Source organism: Nocardia abscessus, from assembly GCF_015477775.1.
GTDB classification, from domain to species: domain Bacteria; phylum Actinomycetota; class Actinomycetes; order Mycobacteriales; family Mycobacteriaceae; genus Nocardia; species Nocardia abscessus_A.
Genome location: NZ_JADLQO010000003.1, coordinates 369371 through 395410, shown reverse-complemented (window position 1 = coordinate 395410; position 26040 = coordinate 369371). Strand labels below are relative to the sequence as shown.

Genomic DNA, 26040 nt, shown 5'->3' with positions numbered 1-26040 from the left:
CGACAGCGGCGCGGAGCGCGTCAGGCGTTCGCGGGCCGCACGGCGTACATCTCGTGCGATTCGGTGCCGACCAGGCTCGGGTCCTGTCGTGTCCGCGCGAACAGCCCGTGCCCGCGCAACAATTCGCAGCACTGCGCCAAGCGACCGTTTCGGTCGTGCACCTCGGCGACGACGGCACGGATACGCGGCCAGTCCGCCTCGGCGATGCCGTGCAGGACATCCAGTTCCGCTCGCTCGACATCGATCTCGAGCAACCCGACCTCCGCATTCCGGCCGTGCTCGTGGAGGATCGCCGAAACGGTGGTGATCTCGACGTCCATGCATTCGCCCTCGTGCAGCCCGGCCGTGATGAGTGCCATCGCCTCGTCGTCGAGCCGAAGTTGCTGGAGTTGCTGGAGTTGCTGGAGAGTCTTCAGCATTCGTTCGAGAACCTTTCGAGAATCGGGCCGATGACGGCCAATGCGTGCGGGTGGGTCAATTCGAGATGTCGTGCGTCGACGACCGTGTTGTGCAGGTCGCCGGTGATGAACGGCCGCCACGTCCGCATGACGGCGTCGTGGTCGGCGCGGTCTTTTCCTGCGGTGAAGAAGACCAGGTCACCGTCGAAGACACCCGGCCGGTACTCCTGCGCGATGTCGCCCGCGGTCCGGAAGCTCTCCATCACCCGGTCGACCTGCTCGGCGGTGAACATCCCGCTGGCGGTGACCTGGTCCCGGATCACCGCCCATGCCTGCTCGTGGGTGTCCGCTGTCACCTCGGCGCCGAGCGCGAACAGCTCACGCCAGCCGCCGAGCAGATCGGCCATCAGCTCACCCGGCATGGGCTCGTCCGCGGTGGTGCTCATCGACGCGGCCAGCGCCTCCGAATCGCCGACGGCGCTGTCCATCATGGCCAGCATCCCGACGCGATCCCCATCGCGCTGGAGCCGCACCGCGACAGCATGCGCGATCGCACCGCCCAGCGACCAGCCCAGCAAGTGATACGGCCCGCTCGGTTGCACGCGACGAATTTCGGCCACATAGCGCTCCGCGAGTTCATCGACGGACGTCGCGCCCGGTTCGCCCGCCACGACATGCGGATCCTGCAAGCCGTAGACCGGCCGGTCCTTGTCGAGATGTTCCACCATTCCGCCGTAGAACCAGGCCAGCCCACCCGCGGGGTGCACCGCGAAGACCGCGGGCTTGCGGCCGTGGGCCCGCAGCGGAAGCAACACTTGCATCCCTGAGCCGCCCGCCGCGCCGTCGGCCCTGGCCGCCAGGGCTTTCGGTGTCGCGTCGTCGAACATCCACGGCAACTGGATCGTCACTGCGCGGGTGCGCAACTCGGTCACCACCATCGTGGCCAGTAGCGAGTTGCCGCCGAGATCGAAGAAGCCGTCCGTGGTCCCGACCCGCTGAACTCCCAGGACCTGCGCGTAGACGTCGGTGATCACCTTCTCCGTGTGCGTGCGCGGCGCCGCGAACGCGGTCGCCGATGCCTCGAACTCGGGAGCGGGCAGCGCTTTTCGATCGAGTTTGCCGTTGACCGTCAACGGCAGCGCGGGCAGCACCATGATCACCGCGGGAACCATGTAACCGGTCAGCACCCGGGCGGCGGTCTCGCGGACCTCGACCGGGTCGATCAGCGCACCGTCGGCGCCGACGACGTACCCGATCAACTGGTCGACCCCGCGATCGTGCCGGTGCACCGTGACCGCGGCCTGGGTGACCTGCGGGTGCCGCAGCAGCGCCGACTCCACCTCGCCGAGCTCGATCCGGAAGCCGCGCAACTGCACCTGCGCGTCGGCCCGGCCCACGTACTCCAGCTCCAGCCCGCTCCCGGACTTCCGCCACCGGCCCACGTCGCCGGATCGATAGAGCCGGGCGCCGTCGCCGCCGAAGGGGTCGGCCACGAACCGGCCCGCGGTCAGCGCCGGTGCTGCCAGATAGCCACGCGAGAGCTGGCCGCCGGCCACGTAGATCTCCCCGGCGACGCCGATCGGCGCCGGACGCAGCCGGTCGTCGAGGACGTAGACCCGCAACCCTGGAAGCGGCGATCCGATCCCGGCTGTGCTCGCGCTGGTGACCTCGGAGAACGTCACATGCACGGTGGTCTCGGTGATGCCGTACATGTTGACCAGCCGTGGTGATCGCGGCTCGTGCGCCGCGAACCAGTCGTTCAACCGGGACGCGTCCAGCGCCTCGCCACCGAAGACGACATATCGCAGAGCGAGATCGCCTGCGGGGCAATCCGCTTCGCGATAGCGGCGCTCCGCGTCGGCGAAGCCGTAGAAGGCCGAAGGGGTCTGACTCAACACGGTCACGCGCTCCCGGGCCACGACGTCCACGAACGCCTCCGGCGACCTGGAGGTGTCGTAGTCGACCACGACGACCTTGCCTCCGGTCAGCAACGCGCCCCAGATCTCCCACACCGCGAAATCGAAGGCGTAGGAATGGAACATCGTCCACACGTCGTCGGGCCCGAGATCGAATCGCTCGGCCGCGTTGGTGAACAAGGTGACCGCCTCCCGATGGCTGACCGTCACCCCCTTCGGGCGACCGGTCGACCCCGAGGTGTAGATCACGTAGGCCACGTTGCCCGGTCGCGCGCTCACCGCAGGAGCGGGAACGCCGGACGGGTCGTCCACGCAATCCTCGATGAGCACGACCGGCGCGACGCACTCCGGCACCGCCGCGGACAGGCCTGCCGAAGTCAGCACCGCGGCCGGATGGGCGTCGTCGAGCACGAACCGCAATCGCTCCGGCGGATACGCCACATCCAACGGCAGGTATCCCGCACCCGCGCGCACGACGCCGAGCAGGCCGACGACGAGGTCGGCCGTGCGCGGCAATGCCACGGCCACCAGCGATTCCGGACCCACTCCCTGCTCGGTCAGCCGAGCCGCCACCGCGGCGGCGCGCCGATTCAACTCCGCGTAGGTCAGCCGCGACGCGCCGTCGGTCACCGCGATCGCGTCCGGTCGCGCGGCGGTCTGGGCGAGGAACAGCTCCGCGAGGGTCGTGTCCGGCACCGTGACGCCGGCGTCACCGGCCGCGTCGAGCAGTGCGCGACGCTGCGCCGGGCCCGCCAGGTCGATGTCACCGACCGCGACCGCGGGGTTCGCGGTCACCTCCTCCAGGATCCGCACGTATGCCTGCGCGAACCTGGTCATCGTCTCCTCGGTGAACAGGTCGGTGGCGTAGGTCAGCCGTCCCCGGATGCCGTCCGGCCGTCCCTGGTCACCGGATCGTTCGACCAGGTTCAGATTCAGGTCGGCCTGCGCCGGTTCGAATCCGTTCTCGACGGGCTCGACGGTGAGCCCGGGCAGCTCCAACGCGGCCTTGCCGAGATTCTGCACATCGAGCGTCACCTGGTACAGCGGCAGATGCGCGGTGGACCGTGGTGGATTCAGCGCCTCCACGACCTGCTCGAAGGGCACATCGGCGTGCGCGAACGCGGCCAGGTCCGTTTCCCGCGTGGCCGCGAGCAGGTCGGTGAACGACTGCCGCGACGACACCCGCGAGCGCAGGACGAGCGTGTTGACGAACATGCCGATCAGGTCGTCGAGTTCGCGCTCCCCCCGGCCTGCCACCGGCGTGCCCACCGCGACGTCGCCCACGCCGGCCAGCCGCGACAGCAGAACGGTCAGCGCGGCGTGCACGACCATGAAGGCCGTCGCGTTCGCCGCACGCGCGAGCGCGCCGATTCGTTCCTGCAACGCAGCGGGGATCTCGAAATCCACCGTCCGGCCGCGCATGGACGCCACCGGCGGGCGTGGCAGGTCCGTGGGCAATTCGAGCAGTTCGGGCAGCCCACCGAGCGTGTCCTTCCAGAAACGCAACTGCTGGGACATGACCGAGCCGGGGTCGTGCTCGTCCCCGAGCACGTCGCGCTGCCACAGCGTGTAGTCCGCGTACTGGACCGCGAGAGCGGGCCAGTTCGGTTCCATCCCTTCCTTGCTCGCCTGGTAGGCCACCGCCACATCCCGCGCGAGGGGCAGCATGGACTGCCCGTCGGCGCAGATGTGGTGCACGGCGATGACCAGAACGTGCTCGCGATCATCGAGCCGGAACAGCTCGACGCGCAGCGGGGGCGCCTGCGTCACGTCGAAGCTCGCCGAGACCGTGGCGAGCACCCGCTCCATCAGCTGCTCCGTCTCGACCGCGATCGCGGTGAACCCGGCGGGGACCACCTGCTCGACCGGGACGGTGACCTGATGCGGCGTCGCGTCGGTCGTCGGGAACTTGGTCCGCAGCGATTCGTGCCGAGCGATGACCAGCTCGCACGCGCGCCGCAGCGCATAGATGTCGAGTTCGCCCTTCAGCCGGATCACCAGCGGGATGTTGTACGCGCCGACGGAGGTGTCGAGCTGGTTGAGGAACCACATCCGTTGCTGGGCCGGCGACAGCGGCACCAGCGCGGGCCGGGTGCGCGGCACCAGCGGCACCCGATCCGTGCGTTCGGAAGCGGCCAGCCGCGCGGCGAGTTCGGCGACCGACGGCGCTTCGAACAGATCACGGACACCGACGTTCACGCCGAGCGCCGTGCCCAACTGGGCCGTCACCCGGGTCGCCGACAGTGAATTGCCGCCGAGGTCGAAGAAGCTGTCGGTGGCGCCGACCCGTTCGATGTCCAGGACGGTGCCGAACACTTCCGCGACCTGCCGTTCGGTCTGCGTGCGCGGCGCCACCCAGGTCCTGGCCGCCGAGAATTCCGGCACCGGCAACGCCAGGCGGTCGAGCTTGCCGGTCCTGGTGAGCGGGAATTCGGCGAGCACCGTGCACACGTCGGGCACCATGTGCGCGGGCAGGCGCAGCCGCGCGGCGGCCCTGACCGCCTCCGGGTCCAGGTCCGCGGCGCCGACCAGATAGCCGACGAGCCTGCCGATGCCGCGCTCGTCCTTGCGCAGCAGCACAGCCGCGTGCTCCACACCGGGTTGTCCGGCGAGAACGGCTTCGATCTCGCCGAGCTCGATGCGCTGACCGCGGAGCTTGACCTGGAAGTCGCTGCGCCCCAGGTATTCCAAGGTGTGTTCCGGTGTCCAGCGGGCCAAGTCGCCGGTGCGGTACATGCGCGATCCCGCCGCGCCGAACGGATTCGCGACGAACGCGCCGGACGTCACACCCGGCCGGTTCACGTATCCGCGTGCCAGTTGCACACCCGCGAGATACAACTCGCCGACGACGCCGACCGGGACCGGCCGCAGCCACGCATCCAGCACGACGGCCTCGACGCCACCGATCGGACCACCGATCGTCACCGTGGCACCCGGATGCAGCGGACCGCTGATTCCGGCCAGAATCGTCGTCTCGGTCGGACCGTATCCGTTCAGCAGGCGCCTGCCCGGCGACCACAGCGCGACGATCTCCGGCGTCACCGCCTCGCCACCGGCCATCAGCACCCGCAAGGAGTCCAAGCCCTCCGGCGACATCGTCGCCAGCACGCTCGGCGTCATGAACGAGTGCGACACCTGCTGTGCCCGAATGAATTCGGCCAGCTCGGGTCCGCCGAACACCTCCGGCGGCGGCACCACGAGCACCGCTGCGTTGGTGTGGGCCAGCAGCGTTTCGAGCACGACCACGTCGAAACCGGGAGCGGACGCGTACAGCACGCGCGACCGGCTGTCGACGCCGAACCGATCCCGCTGCACCGCAGCGAAGTTCGCCAAGCCCTCGTGGGTGATCGCGACACCCTTCGGCGTGCCGGTCGACCCCGAGGTGTAGAGGACGTAGGCCGTGTCCCGCACATGCGGCGTACGCCTTCGATCACTGTCGGTCACCGCCTCCGAGGAGCGCGCCGCGATCGCCCGACAGGTTTCCGGATCGTCGAGCACCAGCTGCCGGACGGGAGCCGGGACCAGCTCTCGTGACGCCGCGACGGTGACCGCGACCCGCACCTGGGAATCGGCGACCATGTGCCCGACACGTTCGGCCGGATTCCGCGGATCCACGGGCAGGAAGGCCGCGCCGGTCTTGGCGACCGCCCAGATGCCGATCACGAAGTCCACCGACCGTGCCATCGCCAGCGCCACCTGATCGCCCGGGCCGACACCCCAGGCGATCAACTCCCGCGCCACACGATTCGTCCAGGCATCCAGCTCGGCGTAGGACAACACTCGCTCGTCCGAAACAACCGCTGCCGCATCGGGATTCATCGCCGCGCCGCTGGCGAGCAACTCCGCGAGCAGACGCGGCGATTCGGACCGTCCGCCCGTGGCGGGCACCAGATCGCGGCGCTCGACCGCGGACATCAACTCGACCGAGCCCAGCCGCGCCCGCGGATCGATCGTGATGGCGCGCAGCACGGTTTCCATACGGGCGGCCAGACCCGCGGCCGTCAGGTCGTCCACGCGGGCTTGCTGGTAGCGGATCATGACGTGCAGCTGGTCGGTCTGGTGGGCCTGCACCGTGATCGGGTAGTGCGCGGCGTCGCTGCCGTCCGCCGCCACCACCCGCATGCCGTCGATGTCCGCGTCGCCCAGACCGCTGCTGTCGACCGGATACGACTCGAAGACGACCAGGGTGTCGAACAGCTGGGCGACGCCCGCGGCCGACAGGATCCGGGACAGTTCGACGTCGTGATGATCGAGCAGCCGGGTGTTGTCCGCCTGCAATCGCCGCAGCGCGTCCTCGATGGTCCAGGACCGCGGGACGTGCACGGCGACCGGAATCGTGTTGATGAACAAGCCGATCATCGACTCGACGCCCGGCAGTTCGGCGGGGCGTCCGGAGACCGTGCCGCCGAACACCACGCGCTCGACACCGAGCAGGTTCCCGAGAACCACTGCCCAGGCGAATTGCACGATGGTCGCCATGGTGACCGCCCTTGCCCGAGCGAACTCCACCAGTTCGGCGGTGACGGCCCGGTCCAGCACGACCGCCAAGTCGACCGGGATGCCGACCGTCGTGTGCGTCCGCGCGTCGGCGACCACCGTGGGTTCGGTGAAATCGCGCAGGACCTCGCGCCACACGTCGATTCCGGCGGACGGCTCGCGCCGATCCAGCCATTCCAGGTAGCTGCGGTAGGACGCGGCGGCGGGCAACAGCTCCGTGCGAGCGCCCACCGCGTACAGACCGATCAGCTCGCGCCACAGCAACGGCAACGACCAGCCGTCCAGCAGCAGGTGATGCGCCGTCAGCACCAGCCGGAAATCCTGTGGCCCCACGTCGATGAGCAGGAACCGCAGCAGCGGCGGATCGGCGGGGTCGAACGGGACCGCCCGCTCGGCCGCGATCAGCTCCTCCGGAGTCGTCGTGCCCGCGCGCAGATCGACTCGCCGCCAGCGCACTACCGCGTCGGCCGGGATCACCTGCGCCGGAATGCCGTCGGCCGTCCGGACGAAGGCCGCCCGCAGGTTGGGATAGCGCTCCAGCAGGGCCTTCGCCGACTGTTCGAGCCGCCGCTCATCGATCACCCCGGCAAGGGCGAGGGTCGACTGCGCGGTGTAGACGTCGAGATCACCCGCGGCGAGTTCGGCGTGGAACAGCAGCCCAGCCTGCAACGGCGCCAACGACCAGACATCGCCCAGGGAACCGTAACGTCCGGCGAACGCGTCCAGGTCGGACTGGGTGACCTCGACGAGCGGAACATCGGCCGGTGAGAAGCCCCAGTCCTCGTCCGCGCGGGCCGCCGCGGCGATGCCGGTGACCGCGCCGACCCATTCGTCGACGAGTTCGGCCACGTCGTCGTGCTCGAACAACCGGGAGGCGTATCCGATGTGCGCGGACAGACGTGGTCCTGCCTCGGTGTCCACGACGTTCACGTCGATGGTGAGGGCCGCCGCGGCGGGCATGTCCGGATCGAAGGCGGCCCGCCGGTCGAACGGCTCGTCGGTCGGAATCCACGCCAGCTGCGACAGCGTCGTGAGATCGACGCCGACCCGGCCGAGATTGTTGAAACCGATCTGCGGCTCGGGCAGCGCCGCGAGCCGGTCGGACGTGCCTGCGTGCAGGTAGCGCAGCAGGCCGTAACCGATTCCCTTGTCCGGGATGGCGCGCAGCTGATCTTTCACGGACTTCACCGCGGCGCGCGGATCGTCCTGGCCGACCTCGCCGATGTCGAGCGCCACCGGATAGGTGTTGGTGAACCAGCCCACCGTGCGCGAGACATCCGCACCCTCGGCGATCTGCTCCGCCCGGCCATGCCCCTCCAGCAGGACCTTCAGACCGGAGTGCGCGATGCCGCGCCTATGGCGCCAGCGTGCCACGGCCACGGCCAGACCGGCCAGCAGCGCGTCGTCGACACTGCCGTGCACCGCCCTGGGCACCGCGTCGAGCAACGACGAAGTGACCTCTACCGGCAGCGACACCGTCAGATTCCGCACGGTCGACTGGGTGTCGAGGGCGGGGTCGAGCAGCGCGCTGCCGAGCAGCGGATCAGCAGCCGCGCCCATCCGGTGCCACAGCTCGAACTCGTCGGCACGGGACGCGGCGGCCTCGGTGAGCGCCTGCGCCCACCGGCGCATGGACGTGCCCTGCGCGGGCAACTCCACCGCCCGTCCCTGGGTGACCTGCTGCCAGGCGGTGGCGAAGTCGGGGACCAGGATTCGCCACGACACGCCGTCGACTGCCAGGTGGTGCACGACGACGAGGGCACGCGCTTCGGCGTCGACGCCCGGTTCGGGCAACAGGCACGCGACCTGCACCATTCGTCCCTCGGACGGGTCGAGGCGGTCGGATGCCTCGGCCAGCGCCGCTTCCACCACCGCGGTGAAACCCGCGCTGCCCGGCGTCTCGTCGGCCCCGAACGTGTGGGTGAACACGGCCTCCGCCGCGTCGGCCTCGCCGGCCGGCGGCACCTCCAGCCACTGTTCGCGCAGCCGCGCGCGCAGCATGTCGTGTTGTTCGAGCACTGCCCGCACCGTGGCGGTCACGTCCTCGACGCGCGCGTCGCCCGGCAGGCGAACCAGCATCGACTGGGCGAATCGCGGGGCGGCGCCGAGACGCTCGGTGAACCAGGAGACGACCGGCGTGAACGGGATTTCGCCCACCCCGCCGCCGGGCAACTCCTCCAGCGCGACCCGTTCGGCGGCCGCGGCGACCTGTGCGAGGCCACGAACGGTCTTCTGCTCGAAGATGTCGCGCGCCGTCACGATGACACCCGCGGACTTCAACCGGGAAGCCAGCTGGATCGACAGGATGGAATCGCCACCGAGAGTGAAGAACGAGGTGGTGACGCCGACCGACCCGATTCCGAGCACGTCCGCGAACGCGGCCGCGATGGTGTGCTCCAGCTCGGTCGACGCCGCGACGACGCCGTCTGCGGCGGGTTCGAAGACCGGTTCCGGCAGCGCTTTCCGGTCCACTTTGCCGGTCGAGGTGATCGGCATCCGGTCGAGCACGGTGAGCGCCGACGGCACCATGTGCGCGGGCAGGATCGACGCGACATGATCCAGCACGCCGGCCGTTTCGACGTGGATTCCGGCTTCGGTCACGATGTACGCGGCCAGAAGCGGCTGCCCGCCGGGCCCGGTGCGGCTGACGGTGACCGCCGTGGCCACCTTCGGATGCGAGATGAGCGCGGCGTCGATCTCACCGAGTTCGATGCGCTGGCCACGGATCTTGACCTGGAAGTCGCTGCGGCCGACGTATTCCAGGGTGCGCTGCGTGGTCCACCGGACGATGTCGCCGGTGCGGTACATCCGCGCACCGTCTCCGCCGTAGGGATTCGCCACGAACGCACCGGCCGTGACCGCGCGCCGGTTGAGGTATCCGCGCGCCAACTGCGCCCCCGCGAGGTACAACTCGCCCGCGACGCCCACGGGCACCGGCCGCAACCGCGCGTCCAGGACCAATGCCTGCGCACCGCGAATCGGGCCGCCGATGGCGATCGGATCGCCCGGCAGTACCGGGTCGCTCATGGTGATCACGATCGTGGTCTCGGTGGGGCCGTAGATGTTGTGCAGCCGCCGTCCCGGCGCCCACGCCGCGATCAACTCCGCGGGCACCATTTCCCCGCCCACCGCGAGCATCCGCACCGACTCGAGGCCCGTAGGCGACATGGTCGCCACCACACTCGGCGTCAAGAACGCATGCGTCACCTGATGCTTCCGGATCAGCTCGGCCAGATCCGGGCCGCCGAACACCTCCGGTGGGGACACGACCAGAGCCGCACAGGCCGCGTGCGCCATCAACGCCTCCAGCAGCACCGCGTCGAACGCGGGCGCCGCCACCTGCAGCACGCGGCACGTGGCGTCGACCCGATACCGATCACGCTGCTCGGCGGCGAAGTTCGCCAGTCCCGCATGCGTGACCATGACGCCCTTCGGGGTTCCCGTCGACCCGGACGTGTAGATCAGGTACGCGGCATCCTCGACCCGCAGGACGCGTCCGCGATCGGCGTCGGTCACCGCCCGACCGGATTTCGCCGCGATCGCCTTCGCGGTCCGGGGCTGGTCGAGCGTCAGCCAGCGCACCCCGTCCGGCAGCGATGCGCGCGCGGCCGAGAGCGTGATCCCGATCTCGACACCGGAATCGCTCACCATGTGCGCGATTCGCTCGACGGGATAGCGCAGATCCACCGGAACGAACGTGGCGCCGGTCTTCGCGATGGCCCACATGGCGACGTGATAGTCGACCGACCGCGGCACGGCCAGCGCGACGAACACGCCCGGCCCGGCGCCTCGGGTGAGCAGGTGACGGGCGAGCCGGTTGGCCTTGTGGTCGAGTTCGGCGTAGGTGAGGGTTTCGGTGTCCCCGATGAGAGCCACCCCCGCCGGATCCGCGGCCACGGCCGCGGCCAGCAGATCCGGAAGCAAGCAGTGCCGCACGCCGTCAGTGCCCCGCGCGGGCACCAAACGTTCGGTGTCCGCGGCGCTCAACAGGCCGATCCGACCGATCGGCCGGACCGGATCGGCGGTGACCGCTTCGAGGACGCGAACGAACCTCTCGGCCAGCGAATGCGCGGTCGACGCGACGAAGAGATCGGTGGCGTAGATGATCTCGCCGTCGATCCCGGCGGGCTCGTCGCCCTCGCGCCGTTCGGTCATCAGCACAGTGAGGTCCGCCTTGGCCTGCGCGATGCCGGGATCGAGGACTTCGACACCGATGCCGGGCAGCTCGAACCGGGCCTGCTGGGTGTTCTGCAACCCGAACATCACTTGGAACAGAGGCGAATACGCCGTGGAACGCGGGCGTCCGATGACGTCGACCAGCCTTTCGTAGGGCAGGTCGGCGTGGGCGAGCGCTTCCAGGTCGACGGCGCGCACCTCGGCCAGAAGTTCCCGGAAAGACCGGTCGTCGTCGATTCGCGTGCGCAGCACCACCGTGTTCACGAACATGCCGACCAGATCGTCGAGTTCCGGCCTGCCGCGCCCGGCGACCGGGGTGCCGACCGAGATGTCGTCGCTGTGCGCGGTACGCGCCAGCAGGATCGCCAACGCCGCGTGCAGGACGACGAACACGGTGACGCCCTCACGGTGGGCCAGCCGCACGATGTCGTCGTGCAGCCGGGCGGGCAGCTCGAACCGGACGTTGCCGCCGTCCATCGAGATGGTGGCCGGCCGCGGCCGGTCGGTCGGCAGCGCGAGCAGCTCCGGCGCGCCGTCGAGGGCGTCGGTCCAGTAGTCGATCTGACGCGCGATCAGCGAGGTCGGATCGTCCTCCGAGCCGAGCATCTCCTGCTGCCACATCGCGTAGTCGGCGTACTGGACCTGCAACGGTTCCCACTGCGGCGCATGGCCGCTCACCCTTGCGCGGTAGGCCGCGAACACATCACCGGCGAGTGGAGCCATCGATGCGCCGTCGGCCGCGATGTGATGGACCACGACCACCAGCACGTGCGCCTCGGCCGCGGTGCGATACAGCCGCGCCCGCACGGGCACCGACTCGGCGATGTCGAATCCCGCCTCGACGGCATCGCGGATCCGTTCGGCCAGCTCGGTGTCGGTCACCGGCTCCGGTTCCAACGTCACGTCCGCGGCGAGCGTCGTGACGTCCCGCACGACCTGGCAGGGTTCACCGTCGACGAGCGGATAGACCGTCCGCAAGGGCTCGTGCCTGGTCACCACGTCCAGGAAGGCGGCCCGCAGTGCGGCGTTGTCCAGCGGGCCGGTCAAGCGGGCCGCGAAGCAGATGTTGTAGGCCGCCGAGGCGGTGTCGAACTGGTTGAGGAACCAGATCCGCCGCTGCGCCGCCGCCAACGGGACGGCCCCGCGGCGTTGCCGTGGCGTGAGCGCCACCGCCGTGGACCGTGTGCGGGTCGACATCCGTTCGGCGAGCGCGGCGATCGTCGGAGCGTCGAAAACGTCACGGATGCCGACGTCCACACCGACGGCGGCCTGTGCCCGCGCGGCGAGCTGGGCAGCCGAGAGCGAGTTGACGCCGATCTCGAACAGGTTCGCCGTCACGCTCACCCGGTCCGCGCCGGTGAGTTGGGCGACCAGACGCGCCAGCACCGCCTCGGTGTCGGTGCGCGGCGAGACGAACGTTTCGCCGTCGTCGAACACCGGCTGCGGCAGCGCCGATCGGTCGAGCTTGCCGTTCGCGGTGAGCGGCATCGCGTCGAGCACCTGCACCGCGTCCGGAACCAGGTAGGACGGCAGCGTGCGGGTCAGCTGTTCGCGAATGGCGCGGCCGTCGGTCACCGCCCCCGGCGCGAGGGTCACGTAGCCGACGATGCGTTCGGTCGTCACGACGGCCACCGCACGCGCCACCTGCGCCACATCGCGCAGCGCGGCTTCGATGTCACCGGGCTCCACCCGCTGACCGCGCACCTTCACCTGGAAGTCGCTGCGGCCCAGGTACTCCAGCTCTCCCGTCTTCCGCCACCGGACCAGGTCACCGGTTCGGTACAGCCGCTCCCCTGCCGCCCCGAACGGGTTCGCGACGAAGGCGCGGCAGGTGAGTTCGGGACGCGAGTGGTAGCCGCGCGCCAATTGGACGCCGGCGACGTACAGCTCACCGACGACCCCGACCGGCACCGGCCGCAGTCGCGCATCCAGCACGTAGACCTTCATGCCTGCCGCGGGCGCTCCGATCGGCACCGTCGCGGCGGTCGCGGCGTGCGGCGCGCACCGCGCGGCGGTGACCACTTCCGCCTCCGCGGGCCCGTACCAGTTCACCAGTTCCGCGTGCGCGAAGACCCGCGCCGCGGCATCGACGGTGCGTTGTGCCAGCGCCTCACCCGCGACGAACACCCGCCGGATCGAGGGCAGTTCCGCCGCGCCCGTGGATTCGAGCAGGACATCGAGCATCGAGGGGACGAAGTGCACGGTGGTGATCCGGTGCCGCGCGATGACGTCTGCCAGGTACGCGGGGTCGCGATGTCCGTCCGGCTCGGCGACGACGATGTGCGCGCCGGTCTGCAACGGCCAGAACAACTCCCAGACCGCAATGTCGAAGGTGATCGGCGTCTTGTGCAGCACCGCGTCGGAGCCGTCGTGTGGCCACTGCTGTTGCGCCCACGCCAGCTGGCTCACCGTGGCGGCATGGGTCAGGGCCACGCCCTTGGGGACGCCGGTGGACCCGGAGGTGAACAGCACGTAGGCGAGGTGGTTCGGACGCAGCGGTGTCCGCCGCTGGGCATCCGTGATCCTGGTTTCGGACAGACTTGTCACGTCGAGCAGGTCGATGGACGCGCATTCGAATCCGCCGGGCAGATCCGCGCCGTCCACGGTGGTGGTGAGCACCACCAGAGGACGGGCCGCGCCCAGCACGTGCGCGATCCGGGCGCTCGGATGATCCGGGTCGATCGGCAGGAACGCCGCGCCCGCCTTCACCACGGCGTAGAGCGCGGTGACCAGCTCGGCCGAGCGGCGGATGGCCACCGCGACAACCGTTTCCGGCCCGGCACCGCGTGCGATGAGCCATCGGGCCAGACGATTGACGCGAGCGTCGAAGTCCCGGTAGGTCAGCGTGCCGCCGTCCGGCAGCAGGAGCGCCGCACTGTCGGGGGTGCGCGCGACCTGTTCGTCGAAGACATCGACGAGGGTCCGGCCCGGTGCGGCGGAGCCACCGGTGTCGTTCCACCGCTCCAGCACCTGGGAGCGCTCCGCCTCGTCGAGCAACCCGATCTCTCCGACGGGGGCCTCGGCGTCGCGGGCCGCGGCGTCGAGGACACGGACGAACCGGCCCGCGAAGCCCCGCACCGTGTCCTCGTCGAAGAGGTCCGTGGCGTAGGTCAGGCGCAAGGTCATGCCGGTCGGCTCGTTGTGCGTGCCGTGCCCCTCGGTCATCATCAGCAGCAGGTCGTAGATCGCGGCGCTGTCGCCGGGGTCAACGTTCTCGACGGTGAGCCCGGGCAGCTCCACGCGAGCCCGCGCCATGTTCTGGTAGGCGAGCAGCACCTGGAACAACGGCGTGTGCGCGGTCGATCGCACCGGATTCAGCGCGTCCACCAATTGCTCGAACGGCACGGTGGCGTGGTCGAACGCCTCGATGTCGGTGCGTCGTACCTGCTCGAGCAGACTCAGGAAGGTCTGGTCGAGCGTGATCCGCGAGCGCATCACCAAGGTGTTGACGAACATGCCGACGAGGTTGTCCAGCGACCGGTCCCCCCGGCCCGCGTGCGGAACACCGACGGTGACGTCGTCGCTGCCGGACAGCCGCGACAGCAGCACCGCCAGAGCCGTGTGCACCACCATGAACGTGGTGGCTCCCGCTCGCCGCGCCAGCGCTTCCACCCGGCCTTGCAGCTCGCCGGGGATGACGAGCTCGATCACCGCGCCGCGCTGGGACTGCTCGATCGGCCTCGGCCGGTCGGTCGGCAACTCGAGCAGATCGGGCACGCCCGCGAGTTGTGTTCGCCAGTAGGCGATGTCGCGGGCGACGTACGAGTCCGGGTCGTCCGCCGAGCCGAGCACCGCGCGCTGCCACAGGGCGTAGTCGGCGAATTGCACGGGCAGCGGCGCCCAGTCCGGCGCGGTGCCGCCGCAGCGCGCCCGATACGCCGCCACCAGGTCGGCGGCCAGCGGGGCCACCGAGAAGCCGTCGCAACTGATGTGGTGGGCGGCCAGTGCGAGCGTCCATGCCGCGTCCGACAACTGATACAGCGCGACGCGCAGGGGCACGCCCTTCGCCACGTCGAATCCGGTCCCGCAGAACTCGGCCAGCCGCTGCGGCAGTTCCCGCTCGCCGATCGCCTGCGGGGACAGGTCGCACGTGGCCAGCACGTCCTCGGCCGGCAACACGACCTGGGTGGGGGCGCCGTCGATCGCCGGATACATGGTGCGCAGGCTCTCGTGCCGCTCGATGACATCGCCCACAGCGGCGGTGAGCGCCGCCGAATCCAGCGTGCCGTCGAGCCGAATCGCCAGCGGCACCACGTATCCCGGCGCGGTGGGATCGAACTGGTTGAGGAACCACATCCGGGTCTGCGCGTGCGAGAGCGGAATGCGGTCCGGGCGCGGGACCCGGGCCGGCGCGGGAAGGCTCGGAACCGCGCGCAGCTGGGCGATCCGCTCGGCCAGGCCGGCCACGGTCGGGGCCTCGAAGATCGCACGCACGGGGATGGTCACGTCGACGACGTCACCGATCCGGCTCAGCACGCGCGTCGCGACGAGGGAGTTGCCACCCAGCTCGAAGAAGTTGTCGTCCGCGCCGATCTCGGGCCGGTCGAACAGCTCCGCGAAGACCGCGGCGACAGCCTGTTCGACGAGGCCCTGCGGCGCGCGGAACTCCGGCTCCTGGGCGCTGTGGTCCGGCTCGGGCAGTGCCCGGTAGTCCACCTTGCCATTCGCGTTCAGCGGCACCGCGTCGATCCGGGTCACCGACGACGGCACCATGTAGGCGGGCAGCCGGTCCAGCAGAGCGCGCCGGACGTGGCGGACGTCGATCCCGGCGTCCGCGACCACGTAGGCGACCAGCCGCTGCTCGCCGCCGTCGACGCGCACCTGCGCGACGGCCGCGTTCACCTGCTCGTGTGCCGTCAGCGCTGCTTCGATGTCGCCGAGTTCGATCCGCAGGCCGCGCACCTTCACCTGGGTGTCGGCGCGGCCGACATAGCGCAGGCTGCCGCCCTCGTCCCAGCGAACGAGGTCACCGGTGCGGTAGAGGCGGGCGCCTGCCGCGGCCCCGAAGGGATCGGCGACGAACGTCGCGGCGGTCAGGCCCGGCCGTGCGTGGTATCCGCGCGCCAGTTGCACGCCGCCCAGGTACAGCTCACCGGTCACGCCGGCGGGCACCGGATGCAGCCGCGAATCCAGCACGTGCACGGTCACGTTCGCCTCGGGGACGCCGATCGGCACGGCCACGCCCTCGACCGCGTCGATCCGGTGGGCGGTGACGCTGACGGCGGCCTCCGTCGGGCCGTACAGGTTGTCGATGCGCGCATCGCTGAAATCCCGGAAGCGACGGACGGTTTCGGCGGGCAGGGCCTCGCCGATGCACAGCACGCGGCGCAGCTCCGGGAGTCGGTGCGGGGTGGCCACCTCGAGGAACGCCGACAGCAGAGACGGCACGAAATCCACCGTCGTCACCCGATACTCGGCCAGTAGCCGAGCGACCTCGCGCGGGTCGGTGTGCGCGTCGGGGCCCGCGACGACCAACGCCGCGCCACAGGTCGACGCCGCGAACAGCTCCCAGACCGACAGGTCGAACGTCACCGGTGTCCGCAGCAGCATGACGTCGTCGCCGCCGAGCCGGTAGTGCTCGTGCAGCCAGCGGAGCTGGTTCACCACCGCGCCGTGCGGGACCGCCACGCCCTTGGGCACGCCCGTCGAGCCGGAGGTGTAGATGACGTAGGCCAGATCGTCCGCGCGCAGCGGGCGAGTCCGGTCGGCGTCGATGACCGCCGAGGTGTCCTCGCGCTCGGCGTCGAGTTCCGCGAGCGTCCAGACCGGCACGTCGGCGGGCAGGCCGGCGTGGTCGTCCGGGCGGGTGAGGACCGCATCGGGCCGTGCCGCGGCCAGGACAGCGCGCACCCGATCGACCGGGTGATCCGGGTCCAGCGGCAGGTACGCCGCACCCGCGGCGTGGATCGCGTACAGCGTGGCCAGCAGATCCACCGAACGCCGCATCGCCACCGCCACAACGCTTTCCGGGCCGATGCCGCGCCGGATGAGCGCGCGGGCCAGCGCATTCACCCGCGCTCCGAATGCTCGGTAATCGAGCTGGGCGCCGCTCGCCGCGTCGAGCACCGCCGTCTGCTCCGGTGTCGCCGCCACCTGCGCGGCGAACAAGTCCGCGATCGTCGCCGCCGGCGCCTGCGTCCGCGTCCCGGCCGACCGCACCGCGAGCTGACGCGTCTCCTGCTCGGTCAGCAAGTCGATGTCGCCGACGGCGCGGGTGGGGTCGACGACGATCGCGCGCAGCAACAGCAGGTAGCGATCGAACATCGACGTGACCGTCGCCTCGTCGAACAGGTCGGTCGCGTAACCGAATTCGACCGCCATGTCGCCGGGTTCGCCATCCGGTTCCAAGGCGTCGACCAGATTCAGGTGCAGGTCGTACTTCGCCACACTGGGATCGGCCATCTGCGCCGAGACCGTCAGGCCCTCGAACTTCACCGTGGGAATCTCGATGTTCTGGAACGAGAAGCCCACCTGCGTCAACGGTGCGTGTGCCGTCGAGCGCGGCGGGTTCAGCACCTCGACGAGGCGCTCGAACGGGATGTCGGCGTTCTCGAAGGCGGCCAGGTCGGTGGCCCGGACCTGATCCAGGATCCGGACGAAGGACGCGCCGGGCTCCAAGTGCGTCCGCAACACCAGCGTGTTGACGAACATGCCGACCAAGCCGTCCAGTCCCGGCTCGCCACGACCGGCGATCGGTGTGCCCACGGCGATGTCCCCGGTGCCGGACAGCCGCGCCAGCAGCGCCGCGTACGCCGCGTGCATCACCATGAAGACCGTCGCGTCGTGGCGGCGAGCCAGCGCGACCACCTCGCGATGCAGATCCGCGGGAAGGATCGCCGAGACCGTCGCGCCGCGGAACGACTGCTTCGCAGGCCGCGGACGGTCGGTGGGCAGATCCAGCACCTCGGGCAGACCGGCGAGGGCCGCGAGCCAGTAGCGGGTCTGGGCGACGGTCGGGCTGTGCGGGTCGTCCTCGGCGCCGAGCAACTTGCGTTGCCACAGCGCGTAATCCGCGTACTGCACCGGCAAGGGCGCCCACTGTGGCGCTTCGTGCCGAACGCGGGCTCTGTAGGCGGTCATGAGGTCCGCGGCCAGCGGCGCCAGCGAGGACCCGTCGAAACTGATGTGGTGGACCACGAGCACCAGGGCGTGCTCGTCGGGTGCGCTGCGCAGCAACGCGACCCGGAACGGCACCTCGGCGGTGACGTCGAATCCCACGGTCACCTCCGCGGTGACGCGCGCCTCGATCTCGCTCGCCGCGACCGGTATCGGCACCAGTGGGGTCAGCGCCGTCTCCACCGGCACGACCAGCTGGTGCGGTCCGGTGTCGCTGTCCGGGTAGACGGTTCGCAGCGCCTCATGACGTTCGAGCACGTCCGCGATCGTCGCGTGCATCGCGGCCACGTCGAGGTCTCCCGACATCCGCACGACCAGCGGGATGTTGTACACCGGCGAACCGGTGTCGAACTGATTGAGGAACCACATGCGGGCCTGGGCGGGCGAGAGCGGGATCCGGGCCGGGCGCTCCTGCGGTACCAGCGGCTCCCGAGTCGCCGCGTCGGCGCTGCGCAGGCGCTCGGCCAGCGCCCCGATGGTCGGCGTCTCGAAGATCGCGCGCAGCGGCACCTCGACGCCGAACGCGCCGCTGAGCTGCGCGGCCGCGCGGGTGGCCGACAGCGAGTTGCCGCCGAGATCGAAGAAGCTGTCGAGGACGCCGACGCGGTCGATGCCAAGCACGCCCGCGCAGATGTCGGCCACGACCTGCTCGGTCGCGTTGCGCGGCGCGACGAACTCCGCGGCGGGAGCGAACTCGGGTTCGGGCAGCGCGGCGCGGTCGACCTTGCCCACCGACGACAGCGGGAGCCTGTCGAGCACCATGACCGTGTCCGGGACCATGTGCGAGGGCAGCCGTTGCGCCGCGTACTTCACCAGCTCCGCGGTGTCGACGGCGCCGTCGGCGGGCACCACGTACGCCGCCAATCGCGATCCGGTCTCGGCCTGTACGCCCACCACGACCGCGGTCGCGACGGCCGGATGCCCGGCGAGGACGGCTTCGATCTCGCCGAGTTCGATGCGCTGGCCGCGGATCTTCACCTGGAAGTCGGTGCGCCCCAGGTATTCCAGGGTGTGCTCGGTGGTCCAGCGCGCCAGGTCACCGGTTCCGTACATGCGGGTGCCCGCGGGGCCGTACGGGTTGGCGACGAAAGTGGCGGCCGTGGACGCGGGCCGGTTGAGGTATCCGCGCGACAGCTGCACACCCGAGACGTACAGCTGTCCGGTCACCCCGACGGGGACCGGCCGCAGCCGCTCGTCCAGTACCACCGCGTCGACGCCGCGGATCGGGCCGCCGATGGTGACCGGATCGCCCACGCACAGCGGATCGCTGATCGCGACCATGATCGTGGTCTCGGTGGGTCCGTAGCCGTTGTGCAAGCGCCGCCCCGGAGCCCACACCGACACGGTCTCGGCCGACACCGCTTCCCCGCCCGCCACCAGCACCTGCAGCGAGTCCAGGCCGGCGGGCGACATCGTCGCCAGCACGCTGGGGGTCACGAAGGCATGCGAAACATCCTGTGCGCGAATCAACTCCGCGAGCTGCGCACCGGCGAACACCTCCGGCGGGGACACGACCAGCACGGCGCCGTTCGCGTGCGCCATCAGCAGCTCCAGCATCACCGCGTCGAAACCCGGCGCCGCCACCTGCAATACCCGTGACCATCGATCGACGCGATAGCGTTCCCGCTGCTCGATCGCGAAATTCGCCAAGCCCTCGTTGGTGACCGCCACGCCCTTCGGCTTGCCGGTCGAGCCGGAGGTGTACACCACGTAGGCCGCGTCGGCCACACGGCAGGCGCGCACGCGATCCGCGTCGGTCACCGCGGCCGGGGACTGCGCCGCGAGGAACGCCCCGGTGCCCGGATGATCGAGCACCAGCTGCCGCACGTGACCGGGAAGCAGTGTGCGCGACGCCTCGACGGTGAGCGCGACCTCCACATCCGAGTCCGCGACGATGTGCGCGACCCGTTCGCTGGGGTAGCGCGGATCGACCGGCACGAACGCGGCACCGGCCCGCGCCACCGCCCACACGCCGACCACGAACTCCACCGACCGCCCCATGGCCAGCGCGACCTGATCCCCCGGCCCCACACCCCATTCGATCAACACCCGCGCAAGACGATTCGACCACTCGTCCAGCTCTCCGTAGGAGAGCACCCGCTCCCCCGACACCACGGCCGGTGCGCCGCGATCACCGACCAGCAGGACGTCGGCCAGCACCCGAGGCGTCTCGGCGCGACCGCCGGAAGCCGGGACCAATTCCAGCCGTTCGACCCCCGACAACAGGTCCACGTCGCCGACGCGCACCCGGGGATTCGACACGAACGCCTCGAGAAGACGGTTCAATCGCTCGGCGAGCTCTTCGACGGTCTCCCGGTCGAACAGGTCCGTCGCGTAGTTGACGCGCAACGCGACGTCGCCGCCCGCCGCGGTGTTCTCCGCGACCGTGACGATGATGTCCACCTTCGCCGGTTCGGCGCCCGGATCGAGGAGCTCGACGGTCAGCTCGGACAGCTCCAGGCTCGCCCGATCCATGTTCTCGAAAGCGAGATACACCTGGCACAGCGGTGCGTACGCCATCGACCGTTTCGGATGCAGTTCGTCCACGACACGCTCGTAGGGCAGGTCGCTGTTGGCGAAGGCATCGACGTCGATGTCCTTGACGCGCGCCAGGAACGCGGTGAACGACTCCTCGAAGGACACCTCGGTACGCAACGGCACGGTGTTGACGAACATGCCGATGAGCGGCTCGAGCGCGCGCTCACCGCGACCGGCGACCGGCGTGCCGACGGTGACGTCCGCCGAACCCGACATCCGGGCCAGCAGTACGGCCAGGGCGGCGTGGACGACCATGAACGTCGTGACGTTGGCCGCGCGCGCCAGCCGCTCGATCCCCGCGAAGGTCTCGGCGGGGATCACGGTGTCCGCGACGTCGCCGCGCATGGACTGGCGGGCCGGACGCGGACGGTCGGCGGGCAACTCCAGGACCGGCGGCATCCCCGCCAATCGCTGCGACCAGTACCGCAACTGGTGGGCGGCCCGCGAATCCGGATCGTCCGGGTCGCCGAGCAGGCTGCGATGCCAGATGCTGTAGTCGGCGTACTGGACCAGCAAAGGCTCCCAGTCCGGTGTCTTGCCCTCCGCCCTCGCCTCGTAGGCGACGGCGACATCGGCCGCGAGGGGCCGCAGCGAGGATCCGTCGCAGCAGATGTGGTGCAGGACGACGGCCAGGACATGCCGCCTGCGGTCGGCCGTCGCGAGCAGCGCCACCTGGATCGGGGCGCGTTCGCGCAGATCGGTCCCGACCGACGCCAGCTCGCGGATCCGCTGGTCGATCTCGTCCGGGTCGGTCGGCCGCGGGGTCAGGTCCAGACCGGCGACGACCTCTTCGGCCGACAGCACGACCTGCGTCCCTTCGCCGTTCACGGCCGGGTACACGGTGCGCAGCGATTCGTGCCGGTCGATCACGTCGGTCAGCGCGGCACGCAGCGCCGCGGCGTTGAGCCGTCCGGTCAGCTGCACGATGAGCGGGATGTTGTAGGCCGCCGAGGTCGGGTCGGTCTGGTTGACCAGCCACATCCTGTTCTGCGCAGGCGCGAGCGGAATGGGATCGGGTCTGGGCACGGCCCGCAGCACCGGCCTGCCGGAGCGGTGCGCGTCCTCGAGATGCGCGGCGAGTTCCGCGACGGTCTGCTTGACGAACAGATCGCGGACCGACACGTCGCACCGGGTCACTTCCGCGATGCGCACGGCCGCGCTGGTCGCGGTGATCGAGTTGCCGCCCAGTTCGAAGAAGCTGTCCAGCACGCCCACCCGGTCGATGCCGAGCACCTCCGCGAAGACGTCGGCGATCGACTCCTCGACGACCGTGCGGGGCGCGACGTACGCCGCGGCCGAATCGAAGACCGGCTCGGGCAGTGCCCGGTAGTCCACTTTGCCGTTCACCGTCAGCGGCACCGCGTCGATCACCACGATGCTCGACGGCACCATGTATTCGGGCAGTATCCCGTCGACGTGGGTGCGCAGGGCGTCGGCTTCGCAGGCGGCGCCGACGGCGGGGACGACGTATCCGACCAGCCGGGCTGCCTCCGTACCGGGCAGATGCACGACGACGACCGCCGCCGCGACACTGTCATGGGTCAGCAGCGCGTTGCGGATCTCGTCCAGCTCGATACGGAACCCGCGCAACTGCACCTGCTGGTCGGCGCGACCGCGATATTCCAGCTCGCCCTGATGATTCCAGCGCGCCACGTCCCCGCTGCGGTAGAGGCGCTCCCCGGGCTTTCCGAACGGGTTCGCGACGAAACGCCCCGCGCTCAGCGCCGGTCGGTCGAGGTAGCCACGAGCGAGTTGCGTTCCCGCGACGTAGATCTCGCCCCAGGCACCGAGCGGGCACGGACGCAACCGCTCGTCCAGGACGTAGGTTCGCAAGCCCGGCAACGCCGGGCCGACCGTGCTGGGTGCGCCCGGAACGGCGATCTCCGATGTGAGGTCGGTGTAGGTGACGAAGACGGTGGTCTCGGTGATGCCGTAACTGTTGGCCAGCACAGGCAGATTCGGGTTGTGTTCGTACCAGGCGGCCAGCCCGGCCGGGTCGAGAGCTTCGCCCGACAGGATGACCAGCCGCAGCGACAGCTCGCCTTCGGGCTCCCCGGCGTGCGCGTACCGCTGGCGCGCGGCCGCGAACTGGTAGAACGCCGAGGGCGTCTGACTGAAGACCGTGACCTGCTCGCGGGCCGCCAGGCGCACGACGTCGTCCGGCGACCGGGCGGTGAGGCTGTCCACGACGACGATCCGGCCGCCGGTGACCAGCGCGCCGAAGATCTCCCAGACCGAGTAGTCGAAGGCGAAGGAGTGGAACAGCGTCCAGACGTCGCCGGATCGGATGCCGATCTCGGCACACGAGTTCACCAGATAGGTGGACACGGCGCGATGGGTGATCGAGACGCCCTTCGGACGTCCGGTCGACCCGGAGGTGTAGATGACGTAGGCGAGGTGGTCGGGACGCAGCAAGTCGGTCCGATCGGCATCGGTGATCGGGTCCGCTGCCTGCTCGGCGGCAAGGACGTCGTCGAACAGCACGACGCGGCCGGGGTCGCCCGGAACCTGCTCGCGCATGCCACGCTTCGTGACCACCGCGATCGGGTTCGCGTCGCCCAGTACGTATTCGAGCCGCTCGGCCGGGTGGGCCGTGTCCAGCGGCAGATACCCGGCGCCCGATTTCAGCACGCCGAGCACCGCGACGATCAGATCGGCGTCGCGGGGCATCGCGATGGCCACCAGCGATTCCGGTCCCGCGCCGAGCGCGATGAGCCTGCGGGCGAATCGGTTGGAGCGTTCGTCGAGTTCGCGGTAGGTGAGCGCGGCGGCGTCCGAGGTGACGGCCACCGCGGACGGGGTCTGCGCCGCCTGTCGGGTCAGCAGATCGACCAGTGTGACGGAGACCGTTTCGCCGTCGTGACCCGCGAGTTCCTCGACGATGCGCAGTTCCTCGGCTGGTCCGACGAGCTGGATGTCACCGATACGGGTGTTCAGGGGCGCATCCATCATCCGGTGCAGGAAGTCGAGGAACCGGTCGGCGTGGGATCCGAGTTCGTCCTGACCGTAGAGATTCGGATTGCCGTGCAACTCGATGAGCAGCGGCGCGTCCGCGCCCGAGCGGTACAGGTTCAGCTGCAGGTCGTCGAGTGCGCCGGAGGTCAGTGCTCGGTAGCGGCCGACGGCCGAGCCGAGGCGAATCTCCGAGTCGAAGAACAGGATGTTCACGATCGGGCCGAACGAATTCGCGGACGGGTCGATCGCGGCTGAATCGCGGCGCAGGTCCTCGAACCGGTACAGCTGGTGGCGCATGGCCGAAACGAGTTCGGACACCGAGGCGCGGACCACTTCCTCCACCGTGGTCGAGTGGTGCACGGCGAAGCGAATCGGCACCATGTTCGCCAGCATCGCGGCGGAGTTGCGCAGGCGCTTGGTCACGCGCGCGGTCACCGGCAGCGACAGCGCGACCTCCTCGGCGCCGGTCATCCGGGCGAGGAACGCGGCGAACGCCCCGATCACCACCTGCGCGGCGGAGGCGTTCACCTCGTCGGCGAAGCGGTCGAGCCGGTCGGACAGGTGTGCGGGCAGCTGCAAACCGGCCACGCGGTCGACCTTGCCGGAACGGGCCGTGCGGCCGGACAGGCTGACCGGCTTCGGCAGGTCGGAAACCTTGTTCAGCCAGTATGTTTTGTCCGCCTCGTAGCGCGAGCTGGCACGATAGGCGTGCTCCGCTTCGACGATGTCGCGCAGGCTCGCCGCGTCCAGTCGCGTCGGGGGCCTGCCCTCCAGCAGGGCGTTGTAATGCTCGGCCATCCGGTTCAGGCTGTTGAACGCGCCGTACCCATCGATCACCAGATGGTGTGCGCGGCCGTACCAGAAGTAGTGGTCTTCGCCGACCCGGATGAGCCTCGTCTGGGTGAGCCGGTCGCGGCTGAGGTCGACCGCCTTGGTGTTGTAGTCGCGGCGCATCCACTCCATCGCCGCCGCGACCGGATCCTCCGCATCGCTGAAATCCAGCACCGGCTCGTCGTAGATGATGCTGCGGTCGACGAATTGATAGGGCCGGCCGTCGGATTCGACCACGCGCACCACGAGGGACTCGGTTTCGTGCCCGCCGTCGTTCACCGCCTGTGCGAACGCGTCGTAATCCACCGGGCCCTCGATCTCGACGCAGTGTGCGATGTTGACAGCCGGTCCACCGGGCACATGGTCCGCGAGCCACATGCCGTACTGCGCACTCGAGAGCGGAATCAGCCCCAGCTCGCCGTCGGCGGTTCCGTCTGACTTCAGATTCATCGCATGACCCCTTATTCATACCCGGACGCGCGAGGGCACGACGGAAGGACGTCGGCCCACCGCATCCGAAATCTGGCTCTTATCTGCACTTCGTCTACTCGAAGCGGCGCAGCCCCTGCGCTGCGCCGCACCGTTCAGGTTTCGCGTGTAGCTCGATCCGCCGGTGTCCAGCATCCGAATCGGACATCTACGGCGACTCCCACACCTCCCGTTTGTCGGCATTTCCAGTCGTCTCAAAATCTGAAAACAGAACTTTTGAACCTGCGGTGAAGCAGCGACACTCAGGTGGGACAAGCTATCCAACAGCAGTCGGGCTCAGTCTAGTGGTAGCAAACCCTTCCGACTCCGCACGGAAGCCGGGCGTTTCCAATCTCGTTTCGAGCAATACCGGTGCGGCGCGACTGCGCGGCGGCGACTGCCGATAGCACGCATCTCCTACGGAAGTGCCTGTTGCCGGGCAGTCCGATCCGATGAGAAACACCCGCGATCGGGCATGGTACATGCCGGGTCGAGGCCGGAATCGAGGCGGGACGGCCATCGCCGCCGCGGCGGCGGACCGGGACCGACTACCGCCCGATACCCGTAACACCCAATGAGCACCGGTAGGGCAACAATAATAAAGGCAATTTACTGGCAAATTGTTATATCAGCGGCCATCTCCGCGCCCCAGGACACTGCACCTACTCGCGGACCATAATCTTCGATTCAATACTCACGCTCGGCTCGAATGCGCATGCCGGAATGTTCGATGCCAATCACATAGTTCCGGACAGAATCACTTCCATGCCATCTGCAATTTCTCGTCGCACCGCAACGGCCGTCGCGGTCATTCCCCGACAACGCCGCCGAACCATCGGTATTTCGGTGCGCAAGATCGCCTCGCGACGAGGAAGCAAACCGACCGCGAGCCGCGGCCACCGAGGACATCCGCCCGGTCAGACCGCGGATCCCTGCCGCCGAGCGGGTCTCACCGCAGCACGCCGAGGACGCGCACCGCCGCGGAAACAAAAGTGGCGTCGCAGCCGCCCCGACCGCGGGCCGCCACCATGGATTGCCTTATTCACGCGACGGAACTCGCGCGCGGACGAATCACGCGATACGTTGCGAATTTTCAGGGACGATGGTTCGGCAAATTTGCTGTTCGGGATAGCGCCCGCACTCGG

Annotated in this window: 2 protein-coding genes; both read right to left on the bottom strand. The window is 69.7% G+C overall.

Annotated features, from left to right (window positions below; translation table 11 throughout):
- Positions 1-20 precede the first annotated feature (20 nt).
- Complete coding sequence (locus IU450_RS12360) at positions 21-419, bottom strand: FkbM family methyltransferase (RefSeq protein ID WP_195149906.1); 399 nt, start codon at positions 417-419, stop codon at positions 21-23.
- Entirely contained in the window at positions 413-24877 is a 24465-nt protein-coding gene (locus tag IU450_RS12355; RefSeq protein WP_195149905.1) for a non-ribosomal peptide synthase/polyketide synthase, read from the bottom strand. Before IU450_RS12355 ends, IU450_RS12360 begins: the two co-directional genes overlap by 7 nt.
- Positions 24878-26040: the final 1163 nt, after the last annotated feature.

Coding starts and splice junctions, on each gene's coding strand:
- IU450_RS12360 (WP_195149906.1), bottom strand. CDS start 419: ATGCTGAAGACTCTCCAGCAACTCCAGCAACTCCAGCAACTTCGGCTC.
- IU450_RS12355 (WP_195149905.1), bottom strand. CDS start 24,877: ATGAATCTGAAGTCAGACGGAACCGCCGACGGCGAGCTGGGGCTGATT.